Raw genomic sequence first — 25,406 nt, forward strand, 5'->3', positions numbered from 1 at the left:
TCATGGGCGAACAGCCGGATCTCGCGGCAGCACCTGAACCCGCAGCGCCGGACTTCGCCGGTGCGCTGATCAGCAGCGCGGTGGCGCCGGAGCATCCGAACCGGATGACTCGCTTCGGACAGCTCGTGGGTTCGTGGCGGGTCGTCGGACGTCGTCTCGACGAGGACGGCGCCTGGGTCGATCGTGACTTCACCTGGTTGGTGTCGTGGGTCATGGGCGGGCGCGCCATCGAGGACATCGAGGTCATCCGCACCCAGGATGGCCCGCTGACGGTCGCGGTCGCGGTGCGCGTGTACGATCCGGCGGCGGGCATCGTGCGGGTGAGCTACTTCTCCCCCGCGAACAACCAGTACGCGAACCTGGTCGCCCAGGGATGGCGCGACGGGATCCGCCAGGACGGCACGCAGAACGACGAGCGGCCGATCCGCTGGAACTTCAGCGCCATCTCCGACGACCATTACGAGTTCGACGGATGGGTGAGCGACGACGAGGGTGCGACCTGGACGCTCGTCGAGCACCTCGAAGGCACACGCATAGCCTGACGGGCAGCCGATCGTTCCAACGACGAGCCCCACCCCCGACATGCCGCTTCAGGCTCATTGGGCGAGCTCATGGGTTGCTGAGCGCACTGAGCGAGCCCGGTTTCGGCTCCGGCGCGCGTGTCTGGTGGCGGAACGGCCGCGTCCACGGTAGAAACGGCAAGGCATGGCATCTGGGGGGATCGCTTCGCTGACGTGGACTGGAAGGATTCCCCTGTGAAGATCGTCAAGCGTGTCATCGTCATCGTGGTCATCGCCTTCGCCGTCTTCTATGTCGTCGCACGCCCACAGGACGCGGCCAACGCCGTGCAGGTCGCCATCGGCGCCGTGTTCGATGCCGGGCAGGCGGTGGTGAGCTTCTTCACCGCTCTCGCGAGTTGATGGCCGACGTCGATCCGCGCACCGCCAAGCACCTCATCTCGGATCAGGGCGAGGTGGTGATCGACGAGGTGCGCAAACATTGGGCGTCTCAGGTCGGACCGGCTCTGGAGCTGGTGGCCGCGGTCATCGTGCTCATCCTCGCGGCCGTCGCCACGATGATCTGGATCCTTCTGGTGATCGTCGGCATCGTCGGGATCGTGCACGCGTCGTGGCGGATGCTCGACCGCAAACGCGACCACTTCGTCATCACGAACATGCGGGTGTTCCGCATTCACGGCATCCTCTCCGAGCACATCGCGACGATGCCCCTCGCGCGCATCCTCGACATCTCCGTCGACAAGCCACTGATCGGGCGGATCCTGGGGTACGGGCACTTCGTGTTCGAGTCGGCGGCCCAGACACAGGGGTTGCGGCAGATCCGTTACGTCGGCAAGCCGGATCAGCGCGGTCTGACCATCCAGCGTGTGATCCAGCGAGCCGGTCTGCGCGGGCATACCGACTGGTGGGCCGACGAAGCGGGGGCGATGCAGGAGGAAAGCCCGGAGCACCACGCGCAGCGTGCGAACTCGAAACCGTCGCGTCGCACCACCGCGAACTGGGACGACACAGCGGTGTTGCCGCTCTACGATCCAGACGAGACAACGGTGGTTCCGCGGTACGACCCGGATGAGACGCCGACGGACCCGATCGACATCCAGCGCCCGTAGCGCGGGGACCGTCTCCTCGTGGCGTCCGGTGACGAGCGCGAAGACCGCGAAGATCGCGCTCCAGCCTGCATCCGACTCGGCGTCGGCCGGAGCACCTCGGCAGGTGACAGGATGCCGTCATGACAGTCGCGATCATCGGCCCCGGCATGATCGGCGCCGCGCACTCCGGCGCCTGGCGCGCCACCGGCACCGAGGTGTCGTACCTCGTCTCACGGCGAGCGGATGCAACGCTCGAGGCCGCACCGAATGCTCGTGCCGTGACCGATGTCGCCGTCGCGCTCGCCGACCCCGCAGTGGACATCGTGTCCATCTGCACGCCGACGCCCACGCACCGCGAGCTGGCCGTAGCCGCGCTTCGGGCGCGCAAGCACGTGCTGCTCGAGAAGCCGATGGCGATGTCCGTCGAGGATGCCGAGGCCATCGCGCGAGAGGCGGAGGCGAGCGACCGCGTGCTGATGGTGGCGCACGTCGTGCGGTTCTTCCCCGAATACGAGCGGATGCGACGGCGGGTGGACGGGGGCGAGGTGGGGCATCCGCTGCACGTTCGGGCGGAGCGGATGATCGCGCCGCCGCGGACGCCGTGGTGGTACGACGAGAACCAGTCGGGCGGGCTGGTCGTGGACGTCGGCATCCACGACCTCGACCAGGCGAACCTGCTGCTCGGCACGCCGGTCGCCGTGCGGGCGACGGCGTCGGATCCGCTCGGACCCGTCGAGACGACCGTGCGATACGCGGACGGCGGCCTCGCCCAGGTGCTCAGTCACGCCCGAATGCCGGAGAGCGTCCCGTTCGCGACCTCGTTGCAGGTGATCGGAGACGGCGGCCTCCTGGCGATCAGCAGTGCGGATCCGCTCCAGACCGAGGCCCTGGCCGATGCCGTCGAAGCCAACCCCTACGCGCGGCAGGCTGCCCACTTTCTGGAGTGCGTGGCATCCGCACGCCCGTCGACGGTGGCGCCCGTCGGCGACGCCGTGCTGGCGCTGCGCACGGCGCTCGCAGCGCGCGACTCGCTGCGCTCAGGCGGCGAGTGGGTGAGCATCGGCTCAGGGACTGATTCCGACGAGTTCAGCCAGCGGTAGAGCTGGCGCACAGCTGGCTGGACCGTTTCGCTGGTTGAGCTCGTCGCGAGGAGTTGCCGTGAAGCGCGGGAGTCAGTGACTGAGGTCGAGCTTGTCGCCCTGAGGCGCTCGCACGAAGAGCATGAGCACGAGGCCAGCCAGGATGACCAGCATGATGCCGGCGATGCCCCAGATCTGCCTGCCGCCGATCGCGATGAAAGCGGTGAAGAGCAGCGGCGAAAGGAACGTCGCGGCCCGGCCGGTGGTCGCGTAGAGGCCGAACACCTCGCCCTCGTGGCCGGCCGGGATGATGCGCGCGAGGAAGCTCCGCGACGCCGACTGCGCGGGTCCGACGAAGAGGCAGAGGAAGAGGCCGAAGATCCAGAAGATCCACTCCGGTGCGAGGCCGCTCGGCGAGCCGTTCGACTTGATCGGGCCTGCGGCCGGATCGAACATCCCGAGTGCGAGGCCGACGGCGGCGATGCCGGAGATCAGCAGGCCGATCAGCGACGTGATGATGACACGTCGTGGCCCCCACCGGTCGTCCAGCGGCCCGGTCGCGATCGTCGCGATGCCGGCGACCAGGTTCGCGGCGACGGCGAAGTAGATGACCAGGCTCGCCGAGAAGCCGAAGGAGCCGGATGCGACGACACCGCCGAACGTGAAGATGCCGACGAGGCCGTCACGGAACACGGCGCTCGCGATGAGGAACCACACCGTGTTGCGGCTGCGGGTCCACAGCCGAGCGACCGAGCGACCGAGCTCGACATACGCGCCGATGATGCTCGCACGCTTCACGCCGCCCACGACCGGCTGTCTGTTCTCGCCGAGGGCGAAGAACACCGGCAGCGAGAAGACGATGTACCAGAGGGTGGAGACGATCATCGAGAGCTGCACATACCCGAATCCGGCGAGCTGCAGTTCGGGGTTGATGAAGGCGAACAGCAGGATGAGCAGCTGGATGATGCCGCCCACATATCCCATGCCCCAGCCGAATCCGCTGATCCGACCGACGTTCTTCGGCGTGGAGACCTGGGTGAGCATGGCGTAGTAGTTGACGTTGGCGAGCTCGCTTGCGATCGTGCCGATGCTGAGGGCGAGGAATCCGAGCACGGCGAACTGCGGCTGAGGGAAGACGAAGGCCATCGCGAGCAGCGCGACGGCGGTGATGCCCGTCCACACCCCCAGCCAGCGCTTGCGGTGGCCGCCTGCGTCCGACTGCTGGCCGGTGATCGGCGCGGTGACGGCGACCAGCACGCCGGCGAGGCCGAGCCAGAGACCGAGCTGGCTCGAGAGGTCATCCGTGTCGCCGAAGGACGAGCTGGTCAGGTAACGGGTGAAGACGAAGGTCGTGGCCACCGCGTTGAAGGAGGACCCGGCCCAGTCGTACAGCGCCCAGGCGAGCACCTTGCGCCGCGGGACGGGCGCGACGAGCAGGGTCTCGCCGGCGGCGGCATCCGTTGTCGCGCGAGTGGTGGAGGACTGGGTGGCCCCGGCGGCGGCGTCATTGCCGGTGCCGGTCGGGTGGTCGGTCATGCCGGACACACTATGACATGCGCGTCGCACGCCGGTTAACCGAAGCGGACGCCGGCCGGATGGCTCGCTTGTCGCTCTGTCCCGGCAATGGGCGCGCTCTCACTACGATGGGCGGAACAGGCTGTGTGTCGCTGCGGAGACGTGTCGTGATGTTGGCGGCCACGACAGTCAGGTGGACCGGATGCCGTCAACACGCTCGACAACGGTGCGCGACCTCCGCAGGATCAATCGTTCGCGCACCCTGTGGGAGCTGTACCTGCACGGTCCGCTCACCTATCAGGGCATCGCGCGGGCTGCGCACGTGAGCCTTGCGACCGTCTCCAATGTGATGTGCGACCTTCTGCGCACCGGATGCGTCGCCGAGGTCGGATCCGAGGAGTCCAACGGCGGGCGCCCTCGCGGGCTGTTCCACATCGATCCGCGCTTCGGTCACGTGATCGGCGTCGATGTGAGCGAGACCACGGTGCGGGTCGAGCTTTTCGACCTCGGGATGCGCGTGCTCGCCTCGCACCGCTCCCGCACCCGCAACGTGCGGCTGGATCGTGACGAGGTCGTCGACCACGTGATCGCGGGCATCGACGCGGTCGTGGCGGAATCCGGGGTCGACGCGGACGACATCCTCGGGGTGGGTGTCGGGGTGCCGGGCCTCGTCGAGCGTGACGGTGAGGGTGAGGGTGCCGTCGTCTACGACCAGTCGATCGGTTGGGGCGCCCTGCCGATCGAGCGGATGCTTCGCGAGCGCACGGCCCTTCCGCTCGCCGTCGACAACGGCGCGAACACCCTCGGGCAGGCCGAACGCTGGTTCGGTGCGGCGGCGCAGAACGACAACGCGATCATCGTGCTGCTCGGTGCGGGAGTCGGCGCGAGCATCGTGGCCACGCCGGGCACAGACGCCCGCCCGTTCGCCGGCGAGCTCGGCCACACCACCGTCGTGGCAGGTGGACGCGAATGCGTCTGCGGCGCCAGCGGATGCCTCGAGGCGTACGCGGGAGCGGATGCCATCGTCGCGCGCTACGACTACCTCACGGGACGTGAGCGCGCGGCGAATCCGTGGGAGGTCGAGGAACGTATGGTCGGGATCCTGGGCGGGGCGGCATCCGACACGGAGTTGGGCGCGGCATCCGATCCTGCGGCCGCTGAGGTCGTCGGCGAGCTGGTCGAGTACCTCGGCGTTGGCCTCGGAAACCTCGTCAATCTGTTCACGCCGGAGAAGATCGTGATCGGCGGATGGCTGGGACATGCGCTGCCCGAGGGGGTGCTGCCGCGCATCCGGGAGGCCATCGGTCGCAACGCGCTGACGCGTCCGTTCCAGCGGCTCGAGGTGGTGCGTGCCGCCCTCGGACGGGATGCCGTCGCGCTCGGCGCCGCGACGCTTCCGGTCGCGGAGTTCCTGCGCAGCGGCGGCGTCGCGCGGCGGGCGTCGATCGCGGCCTCCGCCTGACGCGCGCCGCTACCCCGCTCCGAGAACAGCAACTGTCGACGAGAACAGCAGGATTCCTGCTGTTCTCGCGCTGAGAGCGCGATCGTTGCTGTTCTCGGAGCGGGGCGATGGGTCAGTTGTCGTTCTCGGCGAGCCAGGCCAGCGACTGGGCGATGCCCTCGACGACGTCACCGCTGTAGGCATCGAACTCGACGACGCGCAGCGCGTTGGGTGCCGCCTGCAGGATGGCCTTCACGTCGACGTCGCCCTGCCCGGCGGGCGTCTGGTTCTCGAACGCGCGCTTCAGCGCCTCCGGAACGATCAGTGCGCTCTCGCTGCTCGGCAGCACGTTGCGGATGTCGTCGTCGATCTTGCCGTCCTTGATGTGCAGGGCGCGCACCCGGTCGCCGAGCGAACGCAGCACGGCAGGAGCGTCGGCGCCGCCGACCGTGGCCCAGAAGGTGTCGACCTCGAGCACCGTGTCGGGGCCGAGAAGCTCGACGAACAGGTCGTAGACCGGACGGCCGTCCACCTTGTTCGTGAACTCCCACTGGTGGTTGTGGTAGCCGAACTCGAGACCGTTGCCCTTGGCCTGCTCGGTGAGCTCGTTCACGCGGTCCGCGATGCGGTGCACGTCGTCCGCTGTCTGCCAGCGGTCCGTCGGGATGAACGGGTCGATGACAGTGGTCATGCCCAGTTCGGCGGCGGCGGCGAAGATCGAGGCCGCGTCATCCGAGTCGATCACGGGCGCGTGGCCGGAGGGCGCCTTGATGCCGTTGGCCGCGAACGCGCGCTTGTAGTCCGCGGTGCGCAGGTGGAAGGCGTACGGCTCGACGTTGCGGAAGCCGATCTCGGCCACGCGCGCGACGGCGGCGTCGAGGTCGGCGTCGATGGCGTCGCGCACCGAGTAGAGCTGAACGGAGGGGGTGGACGCTGTCTCAGCAGCCATGGGGATGCTCCTTCATCGTGATTCCCGTCCTCGGGCGAGGCGGGAGGGGTCGTCGATCGAATCGTTGCAATGACCAGCATGACGCACTTCGGCGGGTCACCGCTCCCCCGGACGACAACAATGATCGCGCTCTCACGGTCGAGATCAGTCACGGCCTCACAAACACGGCGGATCACCCCGAGAAGCGCGCCCCTGTTGCCGACGCCGGAACGTGATTAGTCTGAATAATTCCGAGCGCCGAGGGGTGATTCAGCGTGAGACGACGACGCGGTCGAGGCATCCGTGGGCTCCTGACCGCCACGGCCGGTGCCGCCGCGCTGGTCGCCGGGCTCGGGATGACGCTCGCGGTCGGTGTGCCTGCGGCGCAGGCGTCGACGGCGTCGACCTACACGACGATCGGCACGGGACGGTATCCGATCGACGTCGCCGTCTCGGCCGACGGCGCCACCGCCTACGTCGTCAACCGCGGCGACGGCGGGATCCCGTCGATGCAGGTCATCGACGTGGCGAGCGGTGCCGTGCTCGACGAGTTCGACTATCCGGCGAACACGCAGCCGGGAACCATCGAGCTCAGCCCGAACGGCTCGCAGGTGTGGGTCGGCTTCTACGGCGACGATCCCACTGCGAATCCTCCGGCGCCCATGGGCATCCTCGTCTACCAGACGGGCGATCTGACGGCAGCGCCGACTCAGCTCCGGCTGGGCGGAGGCATCATCGACATCGAGTCCAACGGCGCATACATGTACGCCGCAGGGCTGTTCAATCCGGTGTACAAGATCGACGACGCGACGCTGGCCGTCGTCGCCACGGCCAACACCGGAACGCAGATCCGCGGCATCGCAGTCGACCCGGCAGGCACAACTGTCTACACGTCGGCGCACGACGGAACGGGCGGCGTCATCCCGATCGACGCCGCCACGATGACGGTCGGGACCCGGGTGGTCACCGCACCCGACACGTGGAGCGTCGGCTACAACGCACCGCAGGATCGCGTCTATGCGGGAAATGACGGAAGTCCGGCATCCATCTCCGCGTTCACACCGGGCAGCACGGCGGTCGATACCGGGCCGCTGCCGTGCGGCCCTCGACTGATGGATGTCACTCCCGGAGGGCAGCGACTCTACGTCTCCTGCCTGGCCGGGGGCGTTTTCACCTACGACTACACGACCGGCGCGCAGGCACAGATGCAGTACGGCGGCAACGTCGAGTCGGTCGTGGCATACGGAGGCCCGGACTCGGTGAACGGCGACGCCACCCGGGTCTTCGTCACCAGCGGCGCGGATGACAGGCTGCTCGTCTTCGACAAGCCCACCGTCGCCGGCTTCACGGGCGTCGCCGACCAGAGCGTGCGGACCGGGAACACCGCGACGTTCACCGTCGAGCCGAACAACTTCTGGCAGACCCTGCAATGGCAGTCCAGCACCGACGGCGGAGCCACCTGGACGGATGTCGCGGGTGCCACCGCCACGACGCTCACCGTCGACGCCACCACCGCCGACAACGGCACGAAGTACCGCCTGGTCGCTTCCAGCGGATTCTTCGACGACGTGGTCAGCGATCCGATGACGTTGACGGTCACCGAGCCGCCGTCGCCCACGCCCACCCCCACTCCCTGCCCGACGGATGCCGACGCGTCTCCGACCTGCTTGGCACCCACCGGATCCGACACCGTCGCTCCGATCGCCGTCGCGGCGCTCGCCCTGGCAGCCGGCGCCCTGCTCATCGCTGCCGCATTCGGACGACGTCTCCTGCGCCGTCGCTGAACCGACTTCCGTGACGCCGGCGGGGGCTGAGGCCCCCGTTCGGGGCTGACGAGCTCCAGTCCGGCCGCGCCTAGACTTCGGCACATGATCGGCTGGGGGCGAGCCGTCGGAATCGTCGTCATGGCCGGCATCGCCGTGACGGCGATCCTGACCGCTCCCGCCGCGGGCAGACAGCTCGTCGACGACGGGCTGCAGAAGCTGTGGAGCATGCCACCGAAACAGGCGCAGGAGTATCTGCGCAGGCATCCGGAGACGGCAGTAGATCTCGCCAACTCGGACAGCACGTACGTCGACGAGCTGTGGAACGACGCGACGCCCCAGGAGCGCAAGGACGCCGTACGCAATGCGCCGCAGCTGATCGGCAACCTCGAGGGCGTCGACTACGTCGACCGGGACGCAGCGAACCGGCTCTACCTCGGCCGTGCCCTCGCCGCGACGAAGAAGCGCGTCGCCGCTCGCCCGAAGGACGCCACCGCGCAATTCCGCTTGCGTGCACTCAAGGCGGTGAAAGCCTCGCTCGCAGGCAAGCGCGCGCCCGAGCGATACCTTGTCGAGCTGACACCCGCACCACGGCCGCTCGCCGCGGTGGCCGTGGGGAATCCGGACCAGGCGATGCAGGTCACGTTCGACGTGCCCGGCATGGGAACGTATGCCGACGACATGCAGCTGTGGGCGCAGGCGGCACAGAACGTCTACGACGAGCAGGGCAAGGCGGGAGCACCGGCGCATCGATCCGTCGTCGCGTGGATCGGCTACGTCACCCCGCCGCCCGGCATCGACGCGGCGCTCGGCGGCTACGCGGCACGCGGTGCGCCGAGGCTCGTGACAGCACTCAGAGGATTCCGTGCGAGCCGCGACGGCGGAGTCGGCATCGACCTCAGCGTCATCGCGCACTCCTACGGGACGACGACGGCGGCGAACGCGCTGGCCTCCGCACGCGGGCTCGGCATCTACGCCTTTGTCATGCTCGGGTCCGCGGGAATCGAGGCGGACATCCGGGATGCCCGCGCCCTGCACACGGGACACGTCTACGCCGGGGAGGCGGTCGGCGACACCCAGGCGCAGTGGGGACGCCTCACTCGGCAGGATCCGCGCTCGCCGTCGTTCGGTGCCACGATCCTGCACGTCGAAGGCTCGGGCGGGCGCCTGCCGGTGACCGCCCACGAGCCGATCAAGCACTCGAACTGGAACAACGACCCGACATCCGCCGCCTACGCCGAGGTCACGGACATGACCGCGCTGGCGAAGAAGTTCAGCGAACACGTGACCACCTTCGGCTACCTGGATGCCGGCACCGAGTCGCTCGCGAACGCCGCGACCGCGACGACGCGGTATCCGACGCGGGGGCTGTACTGAGGCGGAAGGCGTGGACGGCGCAAGCGCCGGCGTGCGAACGGTGCGGATTCCGCCCGCCCCGCCGCTTCCGCTGGCCCTTCGTGTCGCCTCCCGGGCATCGCGGCGGCACGAAGGGACAGCGGAGCCGTGCTGGATGACGGGTGAACGGACAACGCCTGCACGGACAACGGGGTGTGCCGGCCTCTGGTTCGGCTGCGACCGCCACGCCGAATCCGGCTGCCAGCGGAATATCGGACGCCGTCTCAAAGTTGATATGAGTACGCTCAAGTTTTGTCGGACCGAGCTTGACAGACATCCGGCACTGACATAAGTTGAGCCTGCGAGACTCAACTATCTTTCGTGCCGCGACGCCCGAAAGAAAGGTCTCGTTCCATGGCTTCGGCCGCGGGTGCAGAAGGCACCGGGCCAGACGGGTGCGCCGATGTGCGCCCGAAGAAAGGGAAACAACACATGTCACGTGCAGTAGGTATCGACCTCGGAACGACCAACTCCGTGGTCGCCGTGCTCGAGGGCGGCGAGCCCGTCGTCATCGCCAACGCGGAGGGATTCCGCACCACCCCGTCGGTGGTCGCGTTCACCAAGGACGGCGAGGTGCTCGTCGGCGAGACCGCGAAGCGTCAGGCCGTCACCAACGTCGACCGCACGATCTCGTCGGTGAAGCGCCACATGGGCACCGACTGGACGCAGGAGATCGACGGCAAGAAGTACACCGCGCAGGAGATCTCCGCGCGCATCCTGCAGAAGCTCAAGCGGGACGCCGAGCAGTATCTGGGCGACACCGTGACGGATGCCGTCATCACCGTCCCCGCCTACTTCAACGACGCAGAGCGCCAGGCCACCAAGGAGGCCGGCGAGATCGCGGGCCTCAACGTACTCCGCATCATCAACGAGCCGACCGCGGCCGCGCTCGCGTACGGTCTGGACAAGGGCAAGGAAGACGAGCTCATCCTGGTCTTCGACCTCGGTGGCGGAACGTTCGACGTCTCGCTGCTCGAGGTGGGCAAGGACGACGACTTCTCCACCATCCAGGTGCGTGCGACCGCCGGTGACAACCGGCTCGGCGGCGACGACTGGGACCAGCGGGTCGTCGAGTGGCTGATCAAGAAGTTCAAGGAGACCACCGGTGTGGACGTCTCCGGCGACAAGATCGCGCTGCAGCGTCTGAAGGAAGCAGCCGAGCAGGCGAAGAAGGAGCTCTCGTCGAGCATGTCGACGAGCATCCAGCTCCCCTACCTGTCGCTGACCGAGAACGGCCCCGCGAACCTCGACGAGACGCTCACGCGCGCTCAGTTCGAGCAGATGACGAGCGACCTGCTCGACCGCACCAAGAAGCCGTTCCAGGACGTCATCAAGGAGGCCGGCATCAAGGTGGGCGACATCGCCCACGTCGTGCTGGTCGGCGGTTCGACCCGTATGCCTGCCGTCTCCGAGCTCGTGAAGCAGGAGACCGGCGGCAAGGACCCCAACAAGGGCGTCAACCCCGATGAGGTCGTGGCAGTCGGTGCCGCCCTGCAGGCCGGTGTGCTGAAGGGCGAGCGCAAGGACGTTCTGCTCATCGACGTCACCCCGCTGAGCCTCGGCATCGAGACCAAGGGCGGCATCATGACCAAGCTCATCGAGCGCAACACGGCCATCCCGACCAAGCGCAGCGAGACCTTCACCACCGCGGATGACAACCAGCCGTCCGTGGCGATCCAGGTGTTCCAGGGCGAGCGCGAGTTCACCCGCGACAACAAGCCGCTCGGCACGTTCGAGCTCACCGGCATCGCGCCGGCGCCGCGAGGGATCCCGCAGGTCGAGGTCACCTTCGACATCGACGCGAACGGCATCGTGCACGTGTCCGCCAAGGACAAGGGCACCGGCAAGGAGCAGTCGATGACCATCACCGGCGGCTCGTCGCTGCCCAAGGACGACATCGAGCGCATGGTCCGCGAGGCCGAGGAGCACGCCGCAGAGGACAAGAAGCGTCGTGAGTCCGCCGAGGTGCGCAACAGCGCCGAGCAGATGGTCTACTCCATCGAGAAGCTCATCAAGGACAACGAGGACAAGCTGCCGTCCGACGTGAAGGATGACGTGCAGGGCGACGTCGACGCGCTCAAGTCCGCACTCGCCGGTGACGACGACGAGGCCGTGAAGTCCGCATACGACAAGCTGAGTGCGAGCCAGCAGAAGCTGGGCGAGGCGATCTACGCGTCGGCGCAGGCAGACGCATCCGCTCCGCAGGGCGAACAGCCCGCCGGGGAGTCGGAGTCGTCGTCTGATGACGACGTCGTTGACGCCGAGGTCGTGGACGACGAGGACGAGAAGAAGTAGTCATGGCGAAGAACGACGAATCGAACGAACACGAGGAGCCGGTGGTCCGCGACAAGCGGCGCATCGACCCCGAAACGGGAAAGGTTCGTCAGCCGGACGGGTCGGAGCAGAGCGACGCGGCGGAGTCGAAGGGCTCCGCCGCCGACCCCTCGACGGGCTCGGGGCAGCGCCTCGATCACGAGCAGGTGGTCGACACCGGCGAGGGCTATGAGGGACCGGATGTCGAGACCTCCCTTTCCGACGCCGACCTCGCTTTCCTCTCCGGCCAGTCGAGCGCCGACGAGCTCGCTGCCGAGCGGCTCGCCGACCTCCAGCGGGTGACCGCGGAGTACGCGAACTACCGCAAGCGCACCGAGGCGAACCGCGAGGTCGAGCGGGAGCGTGCCGTGGCCGACACGGCGAAGGCGATCCTGCCCGTTCTCGACGACCTCGACCGTGCCGAGAAGCACGGCGACCTCGACGGGGACAGCCCGTTCGCGACGATCGCCGGCAAGCTGCGCGGTGCGGCCGAGAAGCTCGGGCTCGCACCCTTCGGTGCGGCCGGTGAGGTCTTCGACCACAACGTGCACGAGGCGATCTTCCAGCAGCCGTCGCCCGACGTGACCGAGCCCACGATCATCGACGTGGTGGAGGTGGGCTACACGCTCGGCTCCACGCTCGTGCGCGCGGCCAAGGTGGTCGTCGCGGTTCCCGCGTAGCGCGCTTGGAGCTTGGAGCAAGGGCCATTTCTGGCCCTTGCCGCGACGCCAGCGCCGACCGTCGTCTCGACGGTCGGTCACCAGATGGCTTCGGCGCTGGTGTCGCGCCCCAGTAGTGCGAGGGCACACGACTCTCGGATAAGTCAACATAGGCAACAGAAGCAGAAAGGGGGTGCCGGGTGGCCAGTCAGGACTGGTTCGACAAGGACTTCTACAAGGTCCTCGGCGTCTCCAAGGACGTCTCGCAATCCGAACTGAAGAAGACGTATCGCAAGCTCGCGCGCCAGTATCATCCGGATTCCAATCCCGGGGACGCGAAGGCCGAGGCGAAGTTCAAGGAGATCAGCGAGGCGTATTCGGTGCTCTCCGATGAGGAGGAGCGCAAGGAGTACGACCAGATCCGGGCCATGGGATCCGGCGCCCGCTTCACCGCCCCCGGTGGCGCTCAGGGGTCAGGCGGCTTCGAGGATGTCTTCGGCGGCATGTTCGGACAGGGCGGCCGTGGCCAGTCGTACACGTTCCAGCAGGGCGACGGTCAGTACGACGACCTGCTCGGCGGCCTCTTCGGCAATGGTCGTTTCGGCCAGTCGACCGGTGGTTACCGCGGCTACGGCGGGCCGACGCAGGGGCAGGATGTCACGGCATCCACGACGATCGACTTCCAGACCGCCGTCAGCGGCGAGACCGTTCACCTCACTGTGGACGGCGAGACGGTGAAGGTGCGGATCCCGGCCGGCGTCTCGGACAAGCAGCGCATCCGCGTGCCACGCAAGGGACGACCGTCGCCGGATGGCGGCGAGCGCGGCGACCTCTACCTGACCGTGTCGGTGCGCAAGCATCCGGTGTTCGAAAGGGACGGCCTCAACCTGCGCGTGACGGTGCCTGTGACGTTCGCCGAGGCGACGCTGGGCGCCACCATCGAGGTGCCGATGCTGAGCGGCGACACCGTGCGGCTCAAGGTTGCGCCCGGAACGCCGAGCGGACGCGTGCTGCGCGTCAAGGGACGCGGCGTTTCGACCAAGAGCGGCACCGGCGACCTGCTGGCCGTTGTGCAGGTCGTCGTCCCATCGCACCTGACGAAGGCGGGCGAGGAAGCGCTGCACGCCTTCGAGGAGACGCTGCCCGAAGAGAATCCGCGCGAGGAGCTGCTCTCGAAGGCGAGGGCGGCAGCGCGCTGACCGGCGCGCCGACCGCGCCGCGGCGGCGCGATCACGTACGCAGGCAGTATGCGGACGGCCGCGGAACGGCACGGACCGTGTGGTAGGAGCGGTACCGAACAGAGAGCGAGGTGAACGGCGATGGTCGAATTGGATGAGACGACCCCCGTCTTCGCGATCACGGCGGCTGCCGAGCTGGCCGGCATGCATCCGCAGACGCTGCGTCAGTACGACCGCCTCGGACTGGTGAGCCCGAAGCGCACGGCGGGACGCTCGCGCCGGTACTCGATGCGCGACGTCATTCAGCTGCGCGAGGTCTCGCGGCTGGGCTCCGAAGGGGTGAGTCTGGAGGGTATCCGCCGCATCCTGGAGCTCGAGAACCACGTGAGCCGACTCAGCGATCGGGTGCGGGAGCTCGAGAGCGCGCTCGCCGACGAGATGCTCAACCGGCCTGGCCGCCGCGTGTTCGCGGCGGGATCCGAGGGCGAGGTGGTCTCGCTGCGTGCTGGCACTCGCGTGCGGCGCAGCAACCAGGTCGTCGTGTGGCGGCCTCTGGAGAAGTGAGCACTGCACGTTCCAGCGAGCGGAGAAGGTGCGCGAACGAGAGCGAGCCGCCGACTCGACGAGATCGACGACGACGTGCAGGTGGCCACGATGCAGGAGCGGGTCGCGACGGGGCGGGCCGCATCACTCGCGCGATGTGACCCGCCCACAGTGAGCGCGATGCGGCCCGCGATCGATCAGCGTCTGAGAACGATCTGCTTCGCGTGTCCGTGACCGTCGAGCGCGAACCGCAGTGCGAGCGGGCGGGTGCCGGTCACGGTGACCCCGTCATCCGCCTGCTGCACCCGGAAGGGTCCGGAGTCGGGGAGCACGAGCGTCGCGGTCGACTGCGTGCGGCTCGGATCCGCGAGCGCCACCGTGACGACATCGCCGTCTCTGTGCACCGCCACCGAGCACGGACCGCTCACCTGCATCCCGTGCACCGGATTCGCGGGGGCGGTGAAGAAGTTGCCGAGCGTGACGCCGGTTCTGGTGTCGAGGACCGCCTGGCTCGCCGCCGTGTTCGCCAGCACCCGCACCCGCTTCTGCGCCTGCGACGAGAACGTCGTGCTGTGGGAAGCGGTCGGGAGCAGGAGGAACGCGTATCCGCCCGACGTCGGGTCGGTGCCGTGCGGGTGGGTCACCGTCACATAGTCGCGCTGACGAACGTCGGTGGATCCCGCCGTGTCCGCTCCCGAGTTGATCGCGTTCCACGTGCCCTCACGATGCACCACCTGCACCTGAGGTGTGCCGGAGACGCCTTCGGCGGCGAGCAGCACGATTCCGCCGTACCCCTCGATGTGGAGGCTGCGGGTGAAGGCGAGTGGCGCATCCCCTGCCTTCGGCCTCTTCATGGCGTGGTCGACCCGCAGCACGGGCGCAGAACCCGCCGCATAGGAGCGGTTCTCGACGGTGGTGAAGACGTCGTGGCCCCCGGAACCCGCGATCGCCGCGCCCAGGCATACAACGCCGTCGTCGAGGAAGAACCACGACTTCTTGCCTGCGAGGGTCTTGTCGAAGTTGAGGTGATCCATGCCCTGCACGCCCCACCGGTTCTCGAGGGCGAGCCCTCCCGCGAACTTTTGGAACGCGCGCGGGATTCCGGTGCCTGCTCCCCCTGCGCCTGACCCGCGGGTCTCGTCGTTCACCGTGGTGCCCGGAAGTCGATAGGGGTCGACCGTCGGCCAGAAGTCCGCGCTGAACTGCGCGGGATCCGACCGCGGCGTGTAGACGAAGAGCATGCCGTCGCCCTGATACCAGCCGAGATTGTTCTCGTCGTTGCCCCACTCGTAACGGCCGATCCGCGTGGACGAGATGCTCGCGACCGCCGACCACGACGGCCTGTGGTGCACGAGACGATCCTGGTCGCCGAACGACTGCGTGGTGACCGGTGCCGGCGCCGCCTGCACGGAGTCATCGGCCAGCACACCGGCGACGAGCAGCGCCTGGGCGATGGTCAGCGTCGGCACGCCGACCAGGTTCACGTCGGTGCACTGTTTCAACCAGCCTTTGGCGAGCGAGAGGAACCGGCCCTGGTACGCCGCCGGTGCGCCGGTCGCGAGCAGGAGCGTGCACGCGATGAGCGTCGCGCCGTCGACGTAGTCCGGCTCGTTCTCCCGCGAAACGGCTCGGCCGCGGACCGTGTCCATCACGCGGCCGCCCACCACGAAGGGCTGGAACGTCTTCTGGATCGAGTCCAGGAAGACGGTCTGGTTCGGGTCGGTGATCGCCCACTCGCTCCCGCCGAGCAGCGCCAGGATCGAGGCGACTCCGGAGAGGGTGACCGTGCCATACGTCCCGGCGTACGGCAGGTAGGTGTGCTGCACGAAGGATCCGTCGCGGTAGAAGCCGTCGCCGGACGTCACATAGGTGAAGAGGCTGTTGCGTGCCCCGCCCACGACGTCGCTCAGGGCGTCCCGTGCGGTGGTGATCTCGTCGGTGCGGTTGTCCAGGATGCCGCGCAGCGCCGTGTTCAGCGCCTTGTCGCTGCGGTTGGCGCCGGTCTCGGCGAGACTCGTGCCCCTGCCGCGATAGTTGGGGTCCGGCGCGAAATAGCGTGCGGCGGCCAGAAGGCTGGTGCGCACGGATGCCGGGACCTGGTCGTACAGCAGCACGAGGACGTCGGCGGCGTCCCTCGGCACGCCGATCTCCCAGAACCACCAGTTGCCCGCGGCGGTCTTGCCCGCTACGTACGAGTTCGTGCTCAGCCAGGTGAGCGACGTGACCAGATCCGCGGCGAGCTGCTGGTCGCCGAACTGTGTCGTGCCTTTCGTCGCCCAGGCCTTGGCGAGGCTGAGCACGCGATCGAAAGTCACGCCCATGTTGCCCGTCGCCGTCGCTGCGGCGATGCCGAGGAGCGGCAGATCGGCCCACACCCCCGGCGAGCCGGCGTCCAGGGTCATGCCCTTCCAGGAGGTGTCGGCGTCTGACGAGATGCGTGCGAGCGTGTCGGACAGTGCCGCGACGTCGCCTGCCGTGCCCGAGCCGACGAGCATGGTGGCCCGCCTGGCGATCAGGTCGGCGAGCGTCGGAGCCGCGGTGTCCGCCGACGCTCGCAGAGCTCCGGTGGTCGTGCCGAAGAGCGTGGTGGCCAGTGCGCCCGCGCCTGCGAGCATGAGCAGGCTGCGCCGCGAGACCGTGAGCCCTCCCGTGTTCGCATCGGATCCGGCTGTTTCGCTGTCGTGCATGGTTCTCTCTTTCTCTCGTCCTCGAGATCGGATGTCGAGGTCTGGCTACGACAAGGAGAGTTCGGGTCTCTGATCGCCTCAGCGTTCGGCGCCTGTGACTGTGCGACGGGCCGGTCATGCCTCCTTCGGCGGCGCCACGGACTCGCGCACCACGACGTGCGTGCCCACGATGACCTCATTGGCGGACTGGCGGTCGAACGCGTCCTCGCGGTGGAGCGCGATGCGAACGGACTCGCGTCCCATCTCCTCGAGCGGCACGTGCACGGTGGTCAGCTTGGGCCGCAGCTCGAAAGACTGCGGGATGTCGTCGTAGCCCACGAGTGAGATGTCGTCGGGAACGCGGACGCCGGCATCCGTGAGCGCTTCGAGGGCGCCGGCTGCGACGAGGTCGTTCGCTGCGAACACCGCGGTGTACGAGAGATCGGTCTGCAGCAGCTCGCGCATGCGGGTGTATCCGAAGTGGCGTCCGAAAGCGCCCTCGTGCACGAGATCGTCGGTCGGCTCGATGCCGCGGGCGAGCAGCGCTCGACGGTATCCCTGCAGCCGTGCGCTGGTCGTGGAGAGCCCGGGCGGCCCGCCCAGATACAGGATGCGGCGGTGCCCCTGCGCGATGAGGTGCTCGGTGAGCGCGAAGGCGCCGCCCTCGTTGTCGTAGCCGACCATCTTCGTCGGCACTGAGTCCCCGAGTGAAGGGCGTCCGCACAGCACGAGAACGGATCCGACGTCGGCGAGGGCACGTGCCCGATCCGCCATCTTGCGTCGCAGACCTTCGTCGTCGTAGGCGCCGCCGACCACGATCACCGCGTCCGCGCGTTGCTCGCGCATGCGGTCGATCAGCTCGAGTTCCTCGTCGCGGCTGCTCCTGCCACCGCCGCCGCGCGCGGCCGCGACGAGGCAGAGCCTGTCGCTGAGGGTCGCCTCCTGCTCCACTCCGCGCACGATGTAGGAGAAGAACGGGTCGACGACGTCGTTGACGATGATGCCCACCGTGCGCGTGGCCGCGGCCGCCAAGGCCCTGGCGTGCGCGTTCGCCGTGTACCGCAACTCGGCGACGGCCTCGAGCACCTTGTCGCGCGTGTGCTTGGCGACGGGATAGTTGCCGTTCAACACCCGCGACACGGTCGCGGTAGAGACTCCCGCGTGGGCGGCGACATCGTCGATGGTGGGCATGCGCGTGGTGCCTGCTTTGCCGCGTGGTGCCTCAGAGTTCATCGTTGCGCCTCTCCCAAGGTCGTGTGCACCTGCATTCTTTCGCGGTCGCGTCATCGGTCCGGGCTTCCGTCTCAGGCGATCCGGGCGAGATCGCCGTGGCGGATCTCGTGCTTCAGCGGTGCACCGAAGACGAGTCGCTCGATCTCGTCGACGGCGAGGTCGCCGAGCCGCAGAACCTCGTTGCCGAGCGCACCGGCGATGTGGGGGGTGAGGGTCACGTTGGGCAGGTCGTAGAGGGGTGAGCCCTCGGGGAGCGGCTCGGGGTCCGTGACATCGAGATAGGCGTCGAGCCGACCGGAGACGAGCTCGGCGGTGAGTGCCGTCGTGTCGATGAGCGGTCCGCGCGCCGTGTTGATCACCACTGCGCCGTCGCGGAGCAGAGCGAGTTCGTGCGCCCCGATGATCCGCCTCGTCTCCGGCGTCAGCGGCGCATGCAGGCTGAGCACGTCGGATCGCCGGCACAGGTCGTGCAGATCAGTGAGCTCGATGCCCAGAAGTGCGGCATCCGCTTCCGGAAGATAAGGGTCGCTGACCAGCACGCGCACGTCGAGCCCGCTGAGGAGACGGATCACCTCGCGGCCGACCCGGGAGGCACCGATCAACCCGATCGTGACGCCGCTCGCCCCGATCGGAGGCAGCCCGGCGACGTCACGTGGTGCATGAGTGGATCGCAGGCGAGCCGAGAACCGTCCGACTCGTTTCAGGCCGAACACGATCGAGGCGAACGTGAACTCGGCGACGGGGATGGCGTTCGCCGCTGCGCAGCTGGAGACGCGGATCCCGCTCCGGAAGACGTCCTCGGACAGGAAGGTCTTCACGGTTCCGGCCGCATGCACTATCGCACGGAGATTCGGCGCCGCCGCGACCACCGCGGCGTCCACGCGGGGTGCGTTCCAGCCGGTCACCATGAGTCGCGCCGAGGCCAAGGCGGCTCGGGCCTCCGCTGATCGGAATTCCGTGATGGGACGAGGCCCGACGATCTCGACCGCACGCTCGAGTCGCGCCAGAGCGCGCGGCGAGAACACCTCGGCGAGCGATGGTCCACTCATCGCCAAGATCGCTGGCATTCGGGCACCTTCGTCCATGCTTCGACGTGTCCTCTCGATGTGTCGTAGTAATCGCTTACTGTAGCCGAACCTGCGGGTTGGGACGCAAGCACCGGTCCAACATGCCTCTGTTTCCGTAGGATTGCAGAACAATTTCACCGGGGCAGTGTGCGTTGACATCGCGACGGGGCTGCTGTTACGGTCGTCCGAAAGAAACCGCTTACTACTCGTCAGCGGTCAAGCGAATCAATGATGCTTCCCTTGCGGAGCTGCAGACCTAGGGACCACATGAGCAGCTACAGCCAGACGCTGGCGGACGACTCGACGTCGTCGGAGGCGGTCGGAACGTCCGGCATGGGCAGCGCCACCCGCGGTGGCAGGGATGCCTCGCGCGGCGCCGGCGGACTGCATGCGACGCGCACGGCGAAGCGCGTCTCGGGCACCACGGCGACCAGGACGGTGCGCAAGAAGACCCTCTGGCAGCGGATCAAGCGCGACAAGGTGATGCTGCTGCTGATCGCGCCCGGCTTCCTCTACTTCGTGCTGTTCCACTACCTGCCTCTGCCCGGCAACATCATCGCGTTCGAGGACTATCAGCCCTACCTCGGCTTCATCAACAGCGCGTGGGCCGGCCTGGAGAACTTCGTCACGATCTTCGGCGATCCGACGTTCTGGCAGTCGCTGCGCAACACGCTGGTGATCACCTCGCTGCAACTCGTGCTGTTCTTCCCGGTGCCGATCGCGCTCGCCTTGCTGCTCAACAGCATCCTGTCGAGCAAGGTGCGCAAGTTCGTGCAGAGCGTCGTCTACCTGCCGCACTTCCTCGGCTGGGTGATCATCGTCTCGATCTTCAGCCAGGTGCTCGGCGCGTCGGGCGTGGTGCCGAATCTCATGCACATGCTCGGGCTGCCGCAGTGGAACGCCATGACGACGCCGGCGTTCTTCCCGTTCCTCGTCACCATCCAGGAGATCTGGAAGGACGCGGGTTGGGGAACGATCATCTTCCTCGCGGCGCTGATGAACATCGATCAGGAACTGTATGAGGCGGCAGCCGTCGACGGCGCCGGTCCGTGGACGCGACTCTGGAAGATCACGCTGCCGGGGATCATGCCCGTCATCATCCTGCTGTTCATCCTCAACCTGGGCAGCATCCTCTCCGTCGGCTTCGAGCAGATCGTGCTGCAGCGCAACAACGTCGGCCCCGGCGCAGGCGAGGTTCTCGACACGTGGGTCTACTACCACGGCATCCAGGACGGCCAATGGGGTCCGGCCGCCGCGGTCGGGCTCGTGAAGGGCGTCGTCGGCCTGGCGCTCGTGCTCGGCGCGAACAAGGTGGCACACCTGTTCGGTCAGGAAGGGGTCTACTCCAGTGGCAAGTGAAACAGTTCTCGTTCAGCCGAAGCCGGCTCAGCGTCGGCGGCGCAAGAGCACAGCGGATGCACGCCCGGCCTGGATGGAGAAGCCTTCCGTCCTCGGCCGCGTCGGCAAGGTGATCGCCGTCGTGGTGATCAGCATCCTGACGATCTATCCGTTCCTCACCGTCATCTCGACGAGCCTGTCGGACAGCACCGACATCGCGAACGCGAACGGACTCGTGCTCTTCCCGCTGCATCCGACCTTCGCCGCATACCAGACGATCTTCGCGGGCGGGGTGGTCACGGCGGCACTCGTGCGCAGCATCCTCATCACCGTGATCGGCACGATCTTCTCCCTGGCGGCCACGGTCGGCATGGCGTACGGACTCTCGCGGCGCGACCTCGCGTTCGGCAAGTTCATTCTGCTCATCGCGCTGTTCACAATGCTCTTCAGCCCCGGCATCATTCCGAGCTTCCTCATGGTGAAGCAGCTGGGCCTGCTTGGCAGCTACGCGGCGCTCATCCTCCCGGTGCTGGTCTCCGCGTTCAACCTCGTCGTGGTGCGGTCGTTCTTCATGGGGCTGCCCCAGGAACTGTTCGAGGCGGCGCGAATCGACGGCGCCGGTGACTTCCGCATCCTCACCACGATCGTGCTGCCGCTGTCGAAGGGCGTGCTCGCCGTCGTCGGACTGTTCTACGCGGTCGCGTACTGGAACGCGTTCTTCAACGCGATGCTCTACCTCGACAGCGACAAGTGGCCGCTGGCCATGATCCTCAGGCAGTACGTGCTGCTCGGATCCCCTCTCGACACGGCGACCGTCGGCGAGATCTCGGCGCCGTCCCAAGCCATCGAGATGGCCGTCGTCGTGATCAGTCTCGTGCCGATCCTGCTCGTCTACCCGTTCCTGCAGAAGTACTTCACCAAGGGCGTCCTCACCGGCGCCGTCAAGGGCTGACCGTCCGTCTGTCCCCCTTCAATCACCCACCAACAACCCACGAAAGGAGCCGTCGATGTCCACCCAGACGACCCGGCGCACCTTCCTCTCCTACACGGCACTCGGTGCGCTGGCTGTCGTGACCGGCGGCTCGCTCGCCGGCTGCGGTTCGCAGACCTCGCTCAAGGCGTCCAGCGTCTCGACCTCCGTGCTGCCGGACTACCTCCCCGTCAAGGGCATCGCTCCCGATCTGGCGGCCACCGCCCAGGGCGTTCCCGCTGCGTTCTTCAACTACCCCAAGAACCCGTTCCGTTCGGTGGCGAGCCCGTTCATGAAGGGCAAGACCGTCACCGGCATCACCAACATCTTCGGTCCGCCGCCCACCGACCGATCCAGCAACCCGGCCTGGCAGGCGATCGAGAAGCGGCTCGGCGGCACGGTCGACATCACGTCGGTGTCGAGTAGCGACTACGACACGAAGCTCAACACCGTCATCGCAGGCGGCAATCTGCCCGACCTCATCCTCAACGACGGCGCAGCCATCCCGAACATCATCGGGTTCCTCGAGTCGTCGTGCGAAGACCTCACGCCGTTCCTCGCCGGCGACAAGGTGAAGGCGTATCCGAACCTGGCGAACATCCCCCAGTCGTTCTGGGAGCCGACGGTGCAGAACGGAAAGCTGTACGGAGTGCCCATTCCGCGCAGCATGACCGGCGGATCCGGTTTCATCAATCAGACGTACTTCAGCAAGGCCGGCGTTCCCGACACCAGCAAGATCGCCAGCGCGGATGACTACCTCTCGCTCGCGAAGCAGCTCACCGGCGCCAACCAGTGGGCGTTCGGGAGCACGAACTTCGGCCTCGTGCCGTTCATGCACATCTTCCACGTGCCATACAACTGGACGGAGAAGAACGGCAAGCTCGTCAAGAACTACGAGACCGCTGAGTGGCTGGACGCGATCTCGTACGTGCAGAAGCTCTACGCGGCCGGCGTGATCGCCCCCGGAAGCGAGGGCTGGACCAAGTCGCAGATGTCGAACGCGTTCATCTCGGGCAAGGTCGCCCAGATCTACGACGGGCTGCCCGCCTACGGCAAGCCGGGCGGCTACCAGCAGACCCTTCCGGCGGCGAACCCGGACAACCAGGCGGCGCCGTTCATCCCGTTCGGCGCCAACGGCGGCAAGGCCATGGTCTGGCTCGACAACATCGACTTCGCCTGGACCATGGTGAAGAAGGGCAGCTCCGACCACATCAAGCTCGTGCTCCAGGTGGCGAACTTCCTGGCAGCCCCGTTCGGCAGCCAGGAGTATCTGCTGATGAACTACGGCGTCGAGGGCGCCGACTACACGCTGGACGGCAACGGCAACCCGATCGCGACGGATCAGGCGGCCCTGGACACCGCCGTGCCGTGGAAGTACCTGGCCGCCGGCCCGAACGCGCTGTACTCGCCGCAGTTCCCCGACGCGATCAAGACGCTGCACAGCGCCTACTCGAAGCTGATCCCGATCGGCGTCGCCGACCCGACCGCGAACCTGTTCAGCCCGACGAACGCGCAGAAGGGCCTCACGCTGTCGCAGGCGATGACGGACGCCACCAACAACTACATCGCCGGCCGCAGCTCGCTCGCCCAGCTCAAGAGCGCCATCTCGGACTGGAAGTCGGGCGGTGGGGACCAGATCCGTTCCGAGTACCAGAAGGCCATGAAGGGCTCGAAGGGCGGCTCGACGGCCACGCCGTCGTCCTGAGCCCTCGTCCCATCGGCCGGTCCATCGAGATTCCAGGAGTGAAAGTGATACGTGGCCTGCGTCTGCCGGAGGACGACCACGAAGGCTCGCCGCGCACAGGCTGGCGGCGCGAGCATTGGACCGCGGTGGCCGACCACTGGCTGGGGCAGGTGCGGAGCTTCTCCAGCCAGGAGGGCGCGATGACTCGGCTTCCCGGCCGGGTGACGGAGGACGGTGTTCGGCGCGAATGCATGGAGACGGTGGGCAGGTCGTTCCTGCTCGCCGCTCCGCGCATCGCCGGAGCCTCGGATGCCGCGACAGAGTCACACCTGGAGTGGTACTCAAGGGCGCTGCTCGCCGGCACTCGTCCCGGTGGAGTCGAGGAGTGGCCGACCGGTGTCACGTGTCGCACACCGTTGCCAGGGGTGACGAACTCCATCGTGGAGGCGGCGAACATCGCGTTCGGTCTGCACGTCACCCGCGAGAAGCTCTGGGACCGTCTCGGACGGAACGATCAGCGTCAGCTCGCCACCTGGCTGCTGCACCACGCGAGGGCCGAGGTGTGGCAGAACAACTGGCAGCTGTTCCCCGCCATGGCCGAGGGGTTCCTCCGCTCTGTGGGCGAGGACGTCAGCGGCACCATCGGACGCCGGAACGTGGCGAGGGTGGAGTCGTGGTACCTCGGCGACGGCTGGTACACGGACGGGCCAGAGCACTCGATCGACTACTACAACGCATGGGCCATCCATCCTTATCTGTGGGCGTGGTACCGCATGACGGACGCAGTGGACACCCTGGAGGGGCAACGCCACCTGGAGCGCCTCGCATCCTTCGTGGGGTCGTACTCGCGCATGTTCGCGCCGGACGGATCCGTGTTGCACTTCGGTCGGTCGCTCACGTACCGCACGGCCGTGCTCGCCTCGCTGTGGTGCGCGGAGATCTCGGGAGTCAATCCGCTCTCGCCGGGAGCGACGCGCCGCCTGGCATCCGGAGTGCTCTCCCGGTTCACCGAGAAGGGCGTCGGTGTCGACGGTCCGCTCAGTCTCGGCTGGTACGAACCGTTCGAACCGATGTGCCAGGACTACAGCGGCTTCGGATCCCCATATCTGGCCGGCATCGGATTCCTCGGCCTCGCGCTGCCCGCCGACGCACCCGTCTGGGTCGAGCCGGAGGAGGACCAGCCGACCGATGGCAGCCCCTTCCACGCGGACATGCCCGACACGGGCTTCATCCTCGCGGCGCCGGGCGACGGCATCGTGCGGCTCGTCAATCACGGAACGGACCACGTCGGCATTCCTGTGGGCCGTGACGTGGACTCCGACGATCCGCACTACGCGAAGTTCGCATACTCGTCGCACACCGCACCGGGCACCGGCCAGGCGTGGAACGACAACGTCGACTCCCATTTCGCCCTGCTCGATGATGACGGCAACGCCAGTCGGCGCAGCGCCATTCGGGGATCCCGCGTCGAGGGCACCGTCGCGGGATCCGTCCACCTGCCGCAGCTGTACCGCAAGCTGTTCGACGGATGCTCCGTGACGACCGTGTCGTTCGTCGACGGGATCAACGAGGTGCGCGCCCACCTCGTGGAGTCGCCCGTGGTGCGCAGGGTGCGCGAGGGCGGATTCGCGGTGGCGGACGCTCAACCGGTCGTCGGCGACGCCTCGGAGTCGACCGCATGGGTGCGCGGCGCCGAATCCGTGACAGCAGCCGTCGTCGGGCTGCACGGCTGGGATGAGGCAGCGATCTTCCGCCACCAGGGCAGCAACGCCATGGGAACGCACTCCGCGACGCCCGCACTGTTCGGCGACGCCGTGCAGGGCCAGAGCGTCTTCGTGACGCTCCACGTGCTCACCACGACCGAGAGTGCGCGGCTGGACGAGTGGGCATCCGCGGTCGACGTCGAAGTGGCCGGAACCACCGTGCGCGTCCACTGGGCGAGCGGATCCGACTCCGAATGCGATCTCGCGACCTTCGTGCCGTGGGACCACCACACCGGCCCGAAGTCCGCCAACCTCTGAGGTGAAC

The 25,406-nt window shown here is 67.7% G+C and carries 20 protein-coding genes; 15 read left to right on the top strand and 5 right to left on the bottom strand.

Annotated elements, in window-relative coordinates:
* Window positions 1–2 precede the first annotated feature (2 nt).
* The 4 genes from ACX9R5_RS03750 to ACX9R5_RS03765 all read left to right on the top strand — a co-directional run bounded on the left by ACX9R5_RS03750 (window position 3) and on the right by ACX9R5_RS03765 (window position 2,706).
* Window positions 3–542, top strand: coding sequence for a hypothetical protein (locus tag ACX9R5_RS03750; protein WP_459407653.1), 540 nt, complete (start codon window positions 3–5; stop codon window positions 540–542).
* A 213-nt stretch (window positions 543–755) separates the two neighbouring features.
* Window positions 756–920, top strand: a complete 165-nt coding sequence (locus ACX9R5_RS03755; protein WP_459407654.1) for a hypothetical protein — start codon at window positions 756–758, stop codon at window positions 918–920.
* Window positions 920–1,627 carry a PH domain-containing protein gene (locus ACX9R5_RS03760; protein WP_459407655.1) on the top strand — a complete coding sequence of 236 codons (708 nt, stop codon included), beginning with the start codon at window positions 920–922 and terminating at the stop codon, window positions 1,625–1,627. The genes ACX9R5_RS03755 and ACX9R5_RS03760 overlap by 1 nt, the downstream gene beginning before the upstream one ends.
* Before the next feature lie 119 nt (window positions 1,628–1,746).
* Entirely contained in the window at window positions 1,747–2,706 is a 960-nt protein-coding gene (locus ACX9R5_RS03765) for a Gfo/Idh/MocA family protein (RefSeq protein WP_459407656.1), read from the top strand.
* 72 nt (window positions 2,707–2,778) lie between these two features.
* Here ACX9R5_RS03765 and ACX9R5_RS03770 read toward each other — a convergent pair whose 3' ends face one another.
* Window positions 2,779–4,221, bottom strand: a complete 1,443-nt coding sequence (locus tag ACX9R5_RS03770) for an MFS transporter (RefSeq protein WP_459407657.1) — start codon at window positions 4,219–4,221, stop codon at window positions 2,779–2,781.
* A 181-nt stretch (window positions 4,222–4,402) separates the two neighbouring features.
* Between ACX9R5_RS03770 and ACX9R5_RS03775 the strand changes: the two genes are divergently transcribed.
* Entirely contained in the window at window positions 4,403–5,662 is a 1,260-nt protein-coding gene (locus ACX9R5_RS03775) for an ROK family protein (RefSeq protein WP_459407658.1), read from the top strand.
* Window positions 5,663–5,774: 112 nt separating this feature from the next.
* On the opposite strand, the gene ACX9R5_RS03780 is transcribed toward ACX9R5_RS03775, so the two are convergent.
* Window positions 5,775–6,590: a sugar phosphate isomerase/epimerase family protein gene (locus ACX9R5_RS03780; protein ID WP_459407659.1), complete on the bottom strand. Its 816-nt coding sequence runs from the start codon at window positions 6,588–6,590 to the stop codon at window positions 5,775–5,777.
* A 254-nt stretch (window positions 6,591–6,844) separates the two neighbouring features.
* On the opposite strand from ACX9R5_RS03780, the gene ACX9R5_RS03785 reads away from it, so the two are divergent.
* From ACX9R5_RS03785 to ACX9R5_RS03810, 6 genes are all read left to right on the top strand, one after another.
* Complete coding sequence (locus ACX9R5_RS03785) at window positions 6,845–8,353, top strand: hypothetical protein (RefSeq protein ID WP_459407660.1); 1,509 nt, start codon at window positions 6,845–6,847, stop codon at window positions 8,351–8,353.
* 84 nt (window positions 8,354–8,437) lie between these two features.
* The gene (locus tag ACX9R5_RS03790) at window positions 8,438–9,709 is read left to right on the top strand and encodes an alpha/beta hydrolase (protein WP_459407661.1); all 1,272 of its coding nucleotides are present in this window, start codon (window positions 8,438–8,440) and stop codon (window positions 9,707–9,709) included.
* A gap of 450 nt (window positions 9,710–10,159) precedes the next feature.
* Entirely contained in the window at window positions 10,160–12,022 is a 1,863-nt protein-coding gene (dnaK, locus tag ACX9R5_RS03795) for a molecular chaperone DnaK (protein ID WP_459407662.1), read from the top strand.
* A gap of 2 nt (window positions 12,023–12,024) precedes the next feature.
* Window positions 12,025–12,720 (top strand): nucleotide exchange factor GrpE, encoded by a 696-nt coding sequence (locus ACX9R5_RS03800; protein WP_459407663.1) that lies wholly within the window; start codon window positions 12,025–12,027, stop codon window positions 12,718–12,720.
* A gap of 179 nt (window positions 12,721–12,899) precedes the next feature.
* Window positions 12,900–13,898, top strand: coding sequence for a DnaJ C-terminal domain-containing protein (locus ACX9R5_RS03805; protein WP_459407664.1), 999 nt, complete (start codon window positions 12,900–12,902; stop codon window positions 13,896–13,898).
* 120 nt (window positions 13,899–14,018) lie between these two features.
* Entirely contained in the window at window positions 14,019–14,441 is a 423-nt protein-coding gene (locus tag ACX9R5_RS03810) for a heat shock protein transcriptional repressor HspR (protein ID WP_459407665.1), read from the top strand.
* Window positions 14,442–14,617: 176 nt separating this feature from the next.
* Here ACX9R5_RS03810 and ACX9R5_RS03815 read toward each other — a convergent pair whose 3' ends face one another.
* From ACX9R5_RS03815 to ACX9R5_RS03825, 3 genes are all read right to left on the bottom strand, one after another.
* Window positions 14,618–17,107 (bottom strand): polysaccharide lyase 8 family protein, encoded by a 2,490-nt coding sequence (locus ACX9R5_RS03815; RefSeq protein WP_459407666.1) that lies wholly within the window; start codon window positions 17,105–17,107, stop codon window positions 14,618–14,620.
* 114 nt (window positions 17,108–17,221) lie between these two features.
* The gene (locus ACX9R5_RS03820; protein ID WP_459407667.1) at window positions 17,222–18,319 is read right to left on the bottom strand and encodes a LacI family DNA-binding transcriptional regulator; all 1,098 of its coding nucleotides are present in this window, start codon (window positions 18,317–18,319) and stop codon (window positions 17,222–17,224) included.
* A gap of 71 nt (window positions 18,320–18,390) precedes the next feature.
* Window positions 18,391–19,386 (bottom strand): hydroxyacid dehydrogenase, encoded by a 996-nt coding sequence (locus tag ACX9R5_RS03825; protein ID WP_459407668.1) that lies wholly within the window; start codon window positions 19,384–19,386, stop codon window positions 18,391–18,393.
* 267 nt (window positions 19,387–19,653) lie between these two features.
* Here ACX9R5_RS03825 and ACX9R5_RS03830 point away from each other — a divergent pair, with 267 nt between their 5' ends.
* The 4 genes from ACX9R5_RS03830 to ACX9R5_RS03845 are packed head-to-tail and all read left to right on the top strand — an operon-like array spanning window position 19,654 to window position 25,399.
* Window positions 19,654–20,745 carry an ABC transporter permease gene (locus tag ACX9R5_RS03830; RefSeq protein WP_459407669.1) on the top strand — a complete coding sequence of 364 codons (1,092 nt, stop codon included), beginning with the start codon at window positions 19,654–19,656 and terminating at the stop codon, window positions 20,743–20,745.
* Complete coding sequence (locus ACX9R5_RS03835; protein ID WP_459407670.1) at window positions 20,735–21,676, top strand: carbohydrate ABC transporter permease; 942 nt, start codon at window positions 20,735–20,737, stop codon at window positions 21,674–21,676. Before ACX9R5_RS03830 ends, ACX9R5_RS03835 begins: the two co-directional genes overlap by 11 nt.
* A 55-nt stretch (window positions 21,677–21,731) precedes the next feature.
* Window positions 21,732–23,399: an extracellular solute-binding protein gene (locus tag ACX9R5_RS03840; protein ID WP_459407671.1), complete on the top strand. Its 1,668-nt coding sequence runs from the start codon at window positions 21,732–21,734 to the stop codon at window positions 23,397–23,399.
* Window positions 23,400–23,443: 44 nt separating this feature from the next.
* The gene (locus ACX9R5_RS03845; protein WP_459407672.1) at window positions 23,444–25,399 is read left to right on the top strand and encodes a DUF2264 domain-containing protein; all 1,956 of its coding nucleotides are present in this window, start codon (window positions 23,444–23,446) and stop codon (window positions 25,397–25,399) included.
* Window positions 25,400–25,406: the final 7 nt, after the last annotated feature.

The organism is Rathayibacter sp. CAU 1779, assembly GCF_054551755.1.

What these genes read in the sequence shown, in the direction of transcription:
- ACX9R5_RS03790 (WP_459407661.1), top strand. Translation starts at nt 8,438, where the DNA reads ATGATCGGCTGGGGGCGAGCCGTCGGAATCGTCGTCATGGCCGGCATC.
- ACX9R5_RS03775 (WP_459407658.1), top strand. Translation starts at nt 4,403, where the DNA reads ATGCCGTCAACACGCTCGACAACGGTGCGCGACCTCCGCAGGATCAAT.
- ACX9R5_RS03830 (WP_459407669.1), top strand. Translation starts at nt 19,654, where the DNA reads ATGAGCAGCTACAGCCAGACGCTGGCGGACGACTCGACGTCGTCGGAG.
- ACX9R5_RS03815 (WP_459407666.1), bottom strand. Translation starts at nt 17,107, where the DNA reads ATGCACGACAGCGAAACAGCCGGATCCGATGCGAACACGGGAGGGCTC.
- ACX9R5_RS03810 (WP_459407665.1), top strand. Translation starts at nt 14,019, where the DNA reads ATGGTCGAATTGGATGAGACGACCCCCGTCTTCGCGATCACGGCGGCT.
- ACX9R5_RS03750 (WP_459407653.1), top strand. Translation starts at nt 3, where the DNA reads ATGGGCGAACAGCCGGATCTCGCGGCAGCACCTGAACCCGCAGCGCCG.
- ACX9R5_RS03760 (WP_459407655.1), top strand. Translation starts at nt 920, where the DNA reads ATGGCCGACGTCGATCCGCGCACCGCCAAGCACCTCATCTCGGATCAG.
- ACX9R5_RS03780 (WP_459407659.1), bottom strand. Translation starts at nt 6,590, where the DNA reads ATGGCTGCTGAGACAGCGTCCACCCCCTCCGTTCAGCTCTACTCGGTG.
- ACX9R5_RS03825 (WP_459407668.1), bottom strand. Translation starts at nt 19,386, where the DNA reads ATGCCAGCGATCTTGGCGATGAGTGGACCATCGCTCGCCGAGGTGTTC.
- ACX9R5_RS03800 (WP_459407663.1), top strand. Translation starts at nt 12,025, where the DNA reads ATGGCGAAGAACGACGAATCGAACGAACACGAGGAGCCGGTGGTCCGC.
- dnaK (WP_459407662.1), top strand. Translation starts at nt 10,160, where the DNA reads ATGTCACGTGCAGTAGGTATCGACCTCGGAACGACCAACTCCGTGGTC.
- ACX9R5_RS03770 (WP_459407657.1), bottom strand. Translation starts at nt 4,221, where the DNA reads ATGACCGACCACCCGACCGGCACCGGCAATGACGCCGCCGCCGGGGCC.
- ACX9R5_RS03840 (WP_459407671.1), top strand. Translation starts at nt 21,732, where the DNA reads ATGTCCACCCAGACGACCCGGCGCACCTTCCTCTCCTACACGGCACTC.
- ACX9R5_RS03820 (WP_459407667.1), bottom strand. Translation starts at nt 18,319, where the DNA reads ATGAACTCTGAGGCACCACGCGGCAAAGCAGGCACCACGCGCATGCCC.
- ACX9R5_RS03765 (WP_459407656.1), top strand. Translation starts at nt 1,747, where the DNA reads ATGACAGTCGCGATCATCGGCCCCGGCATGATCGGCGCCGCGCACTCC.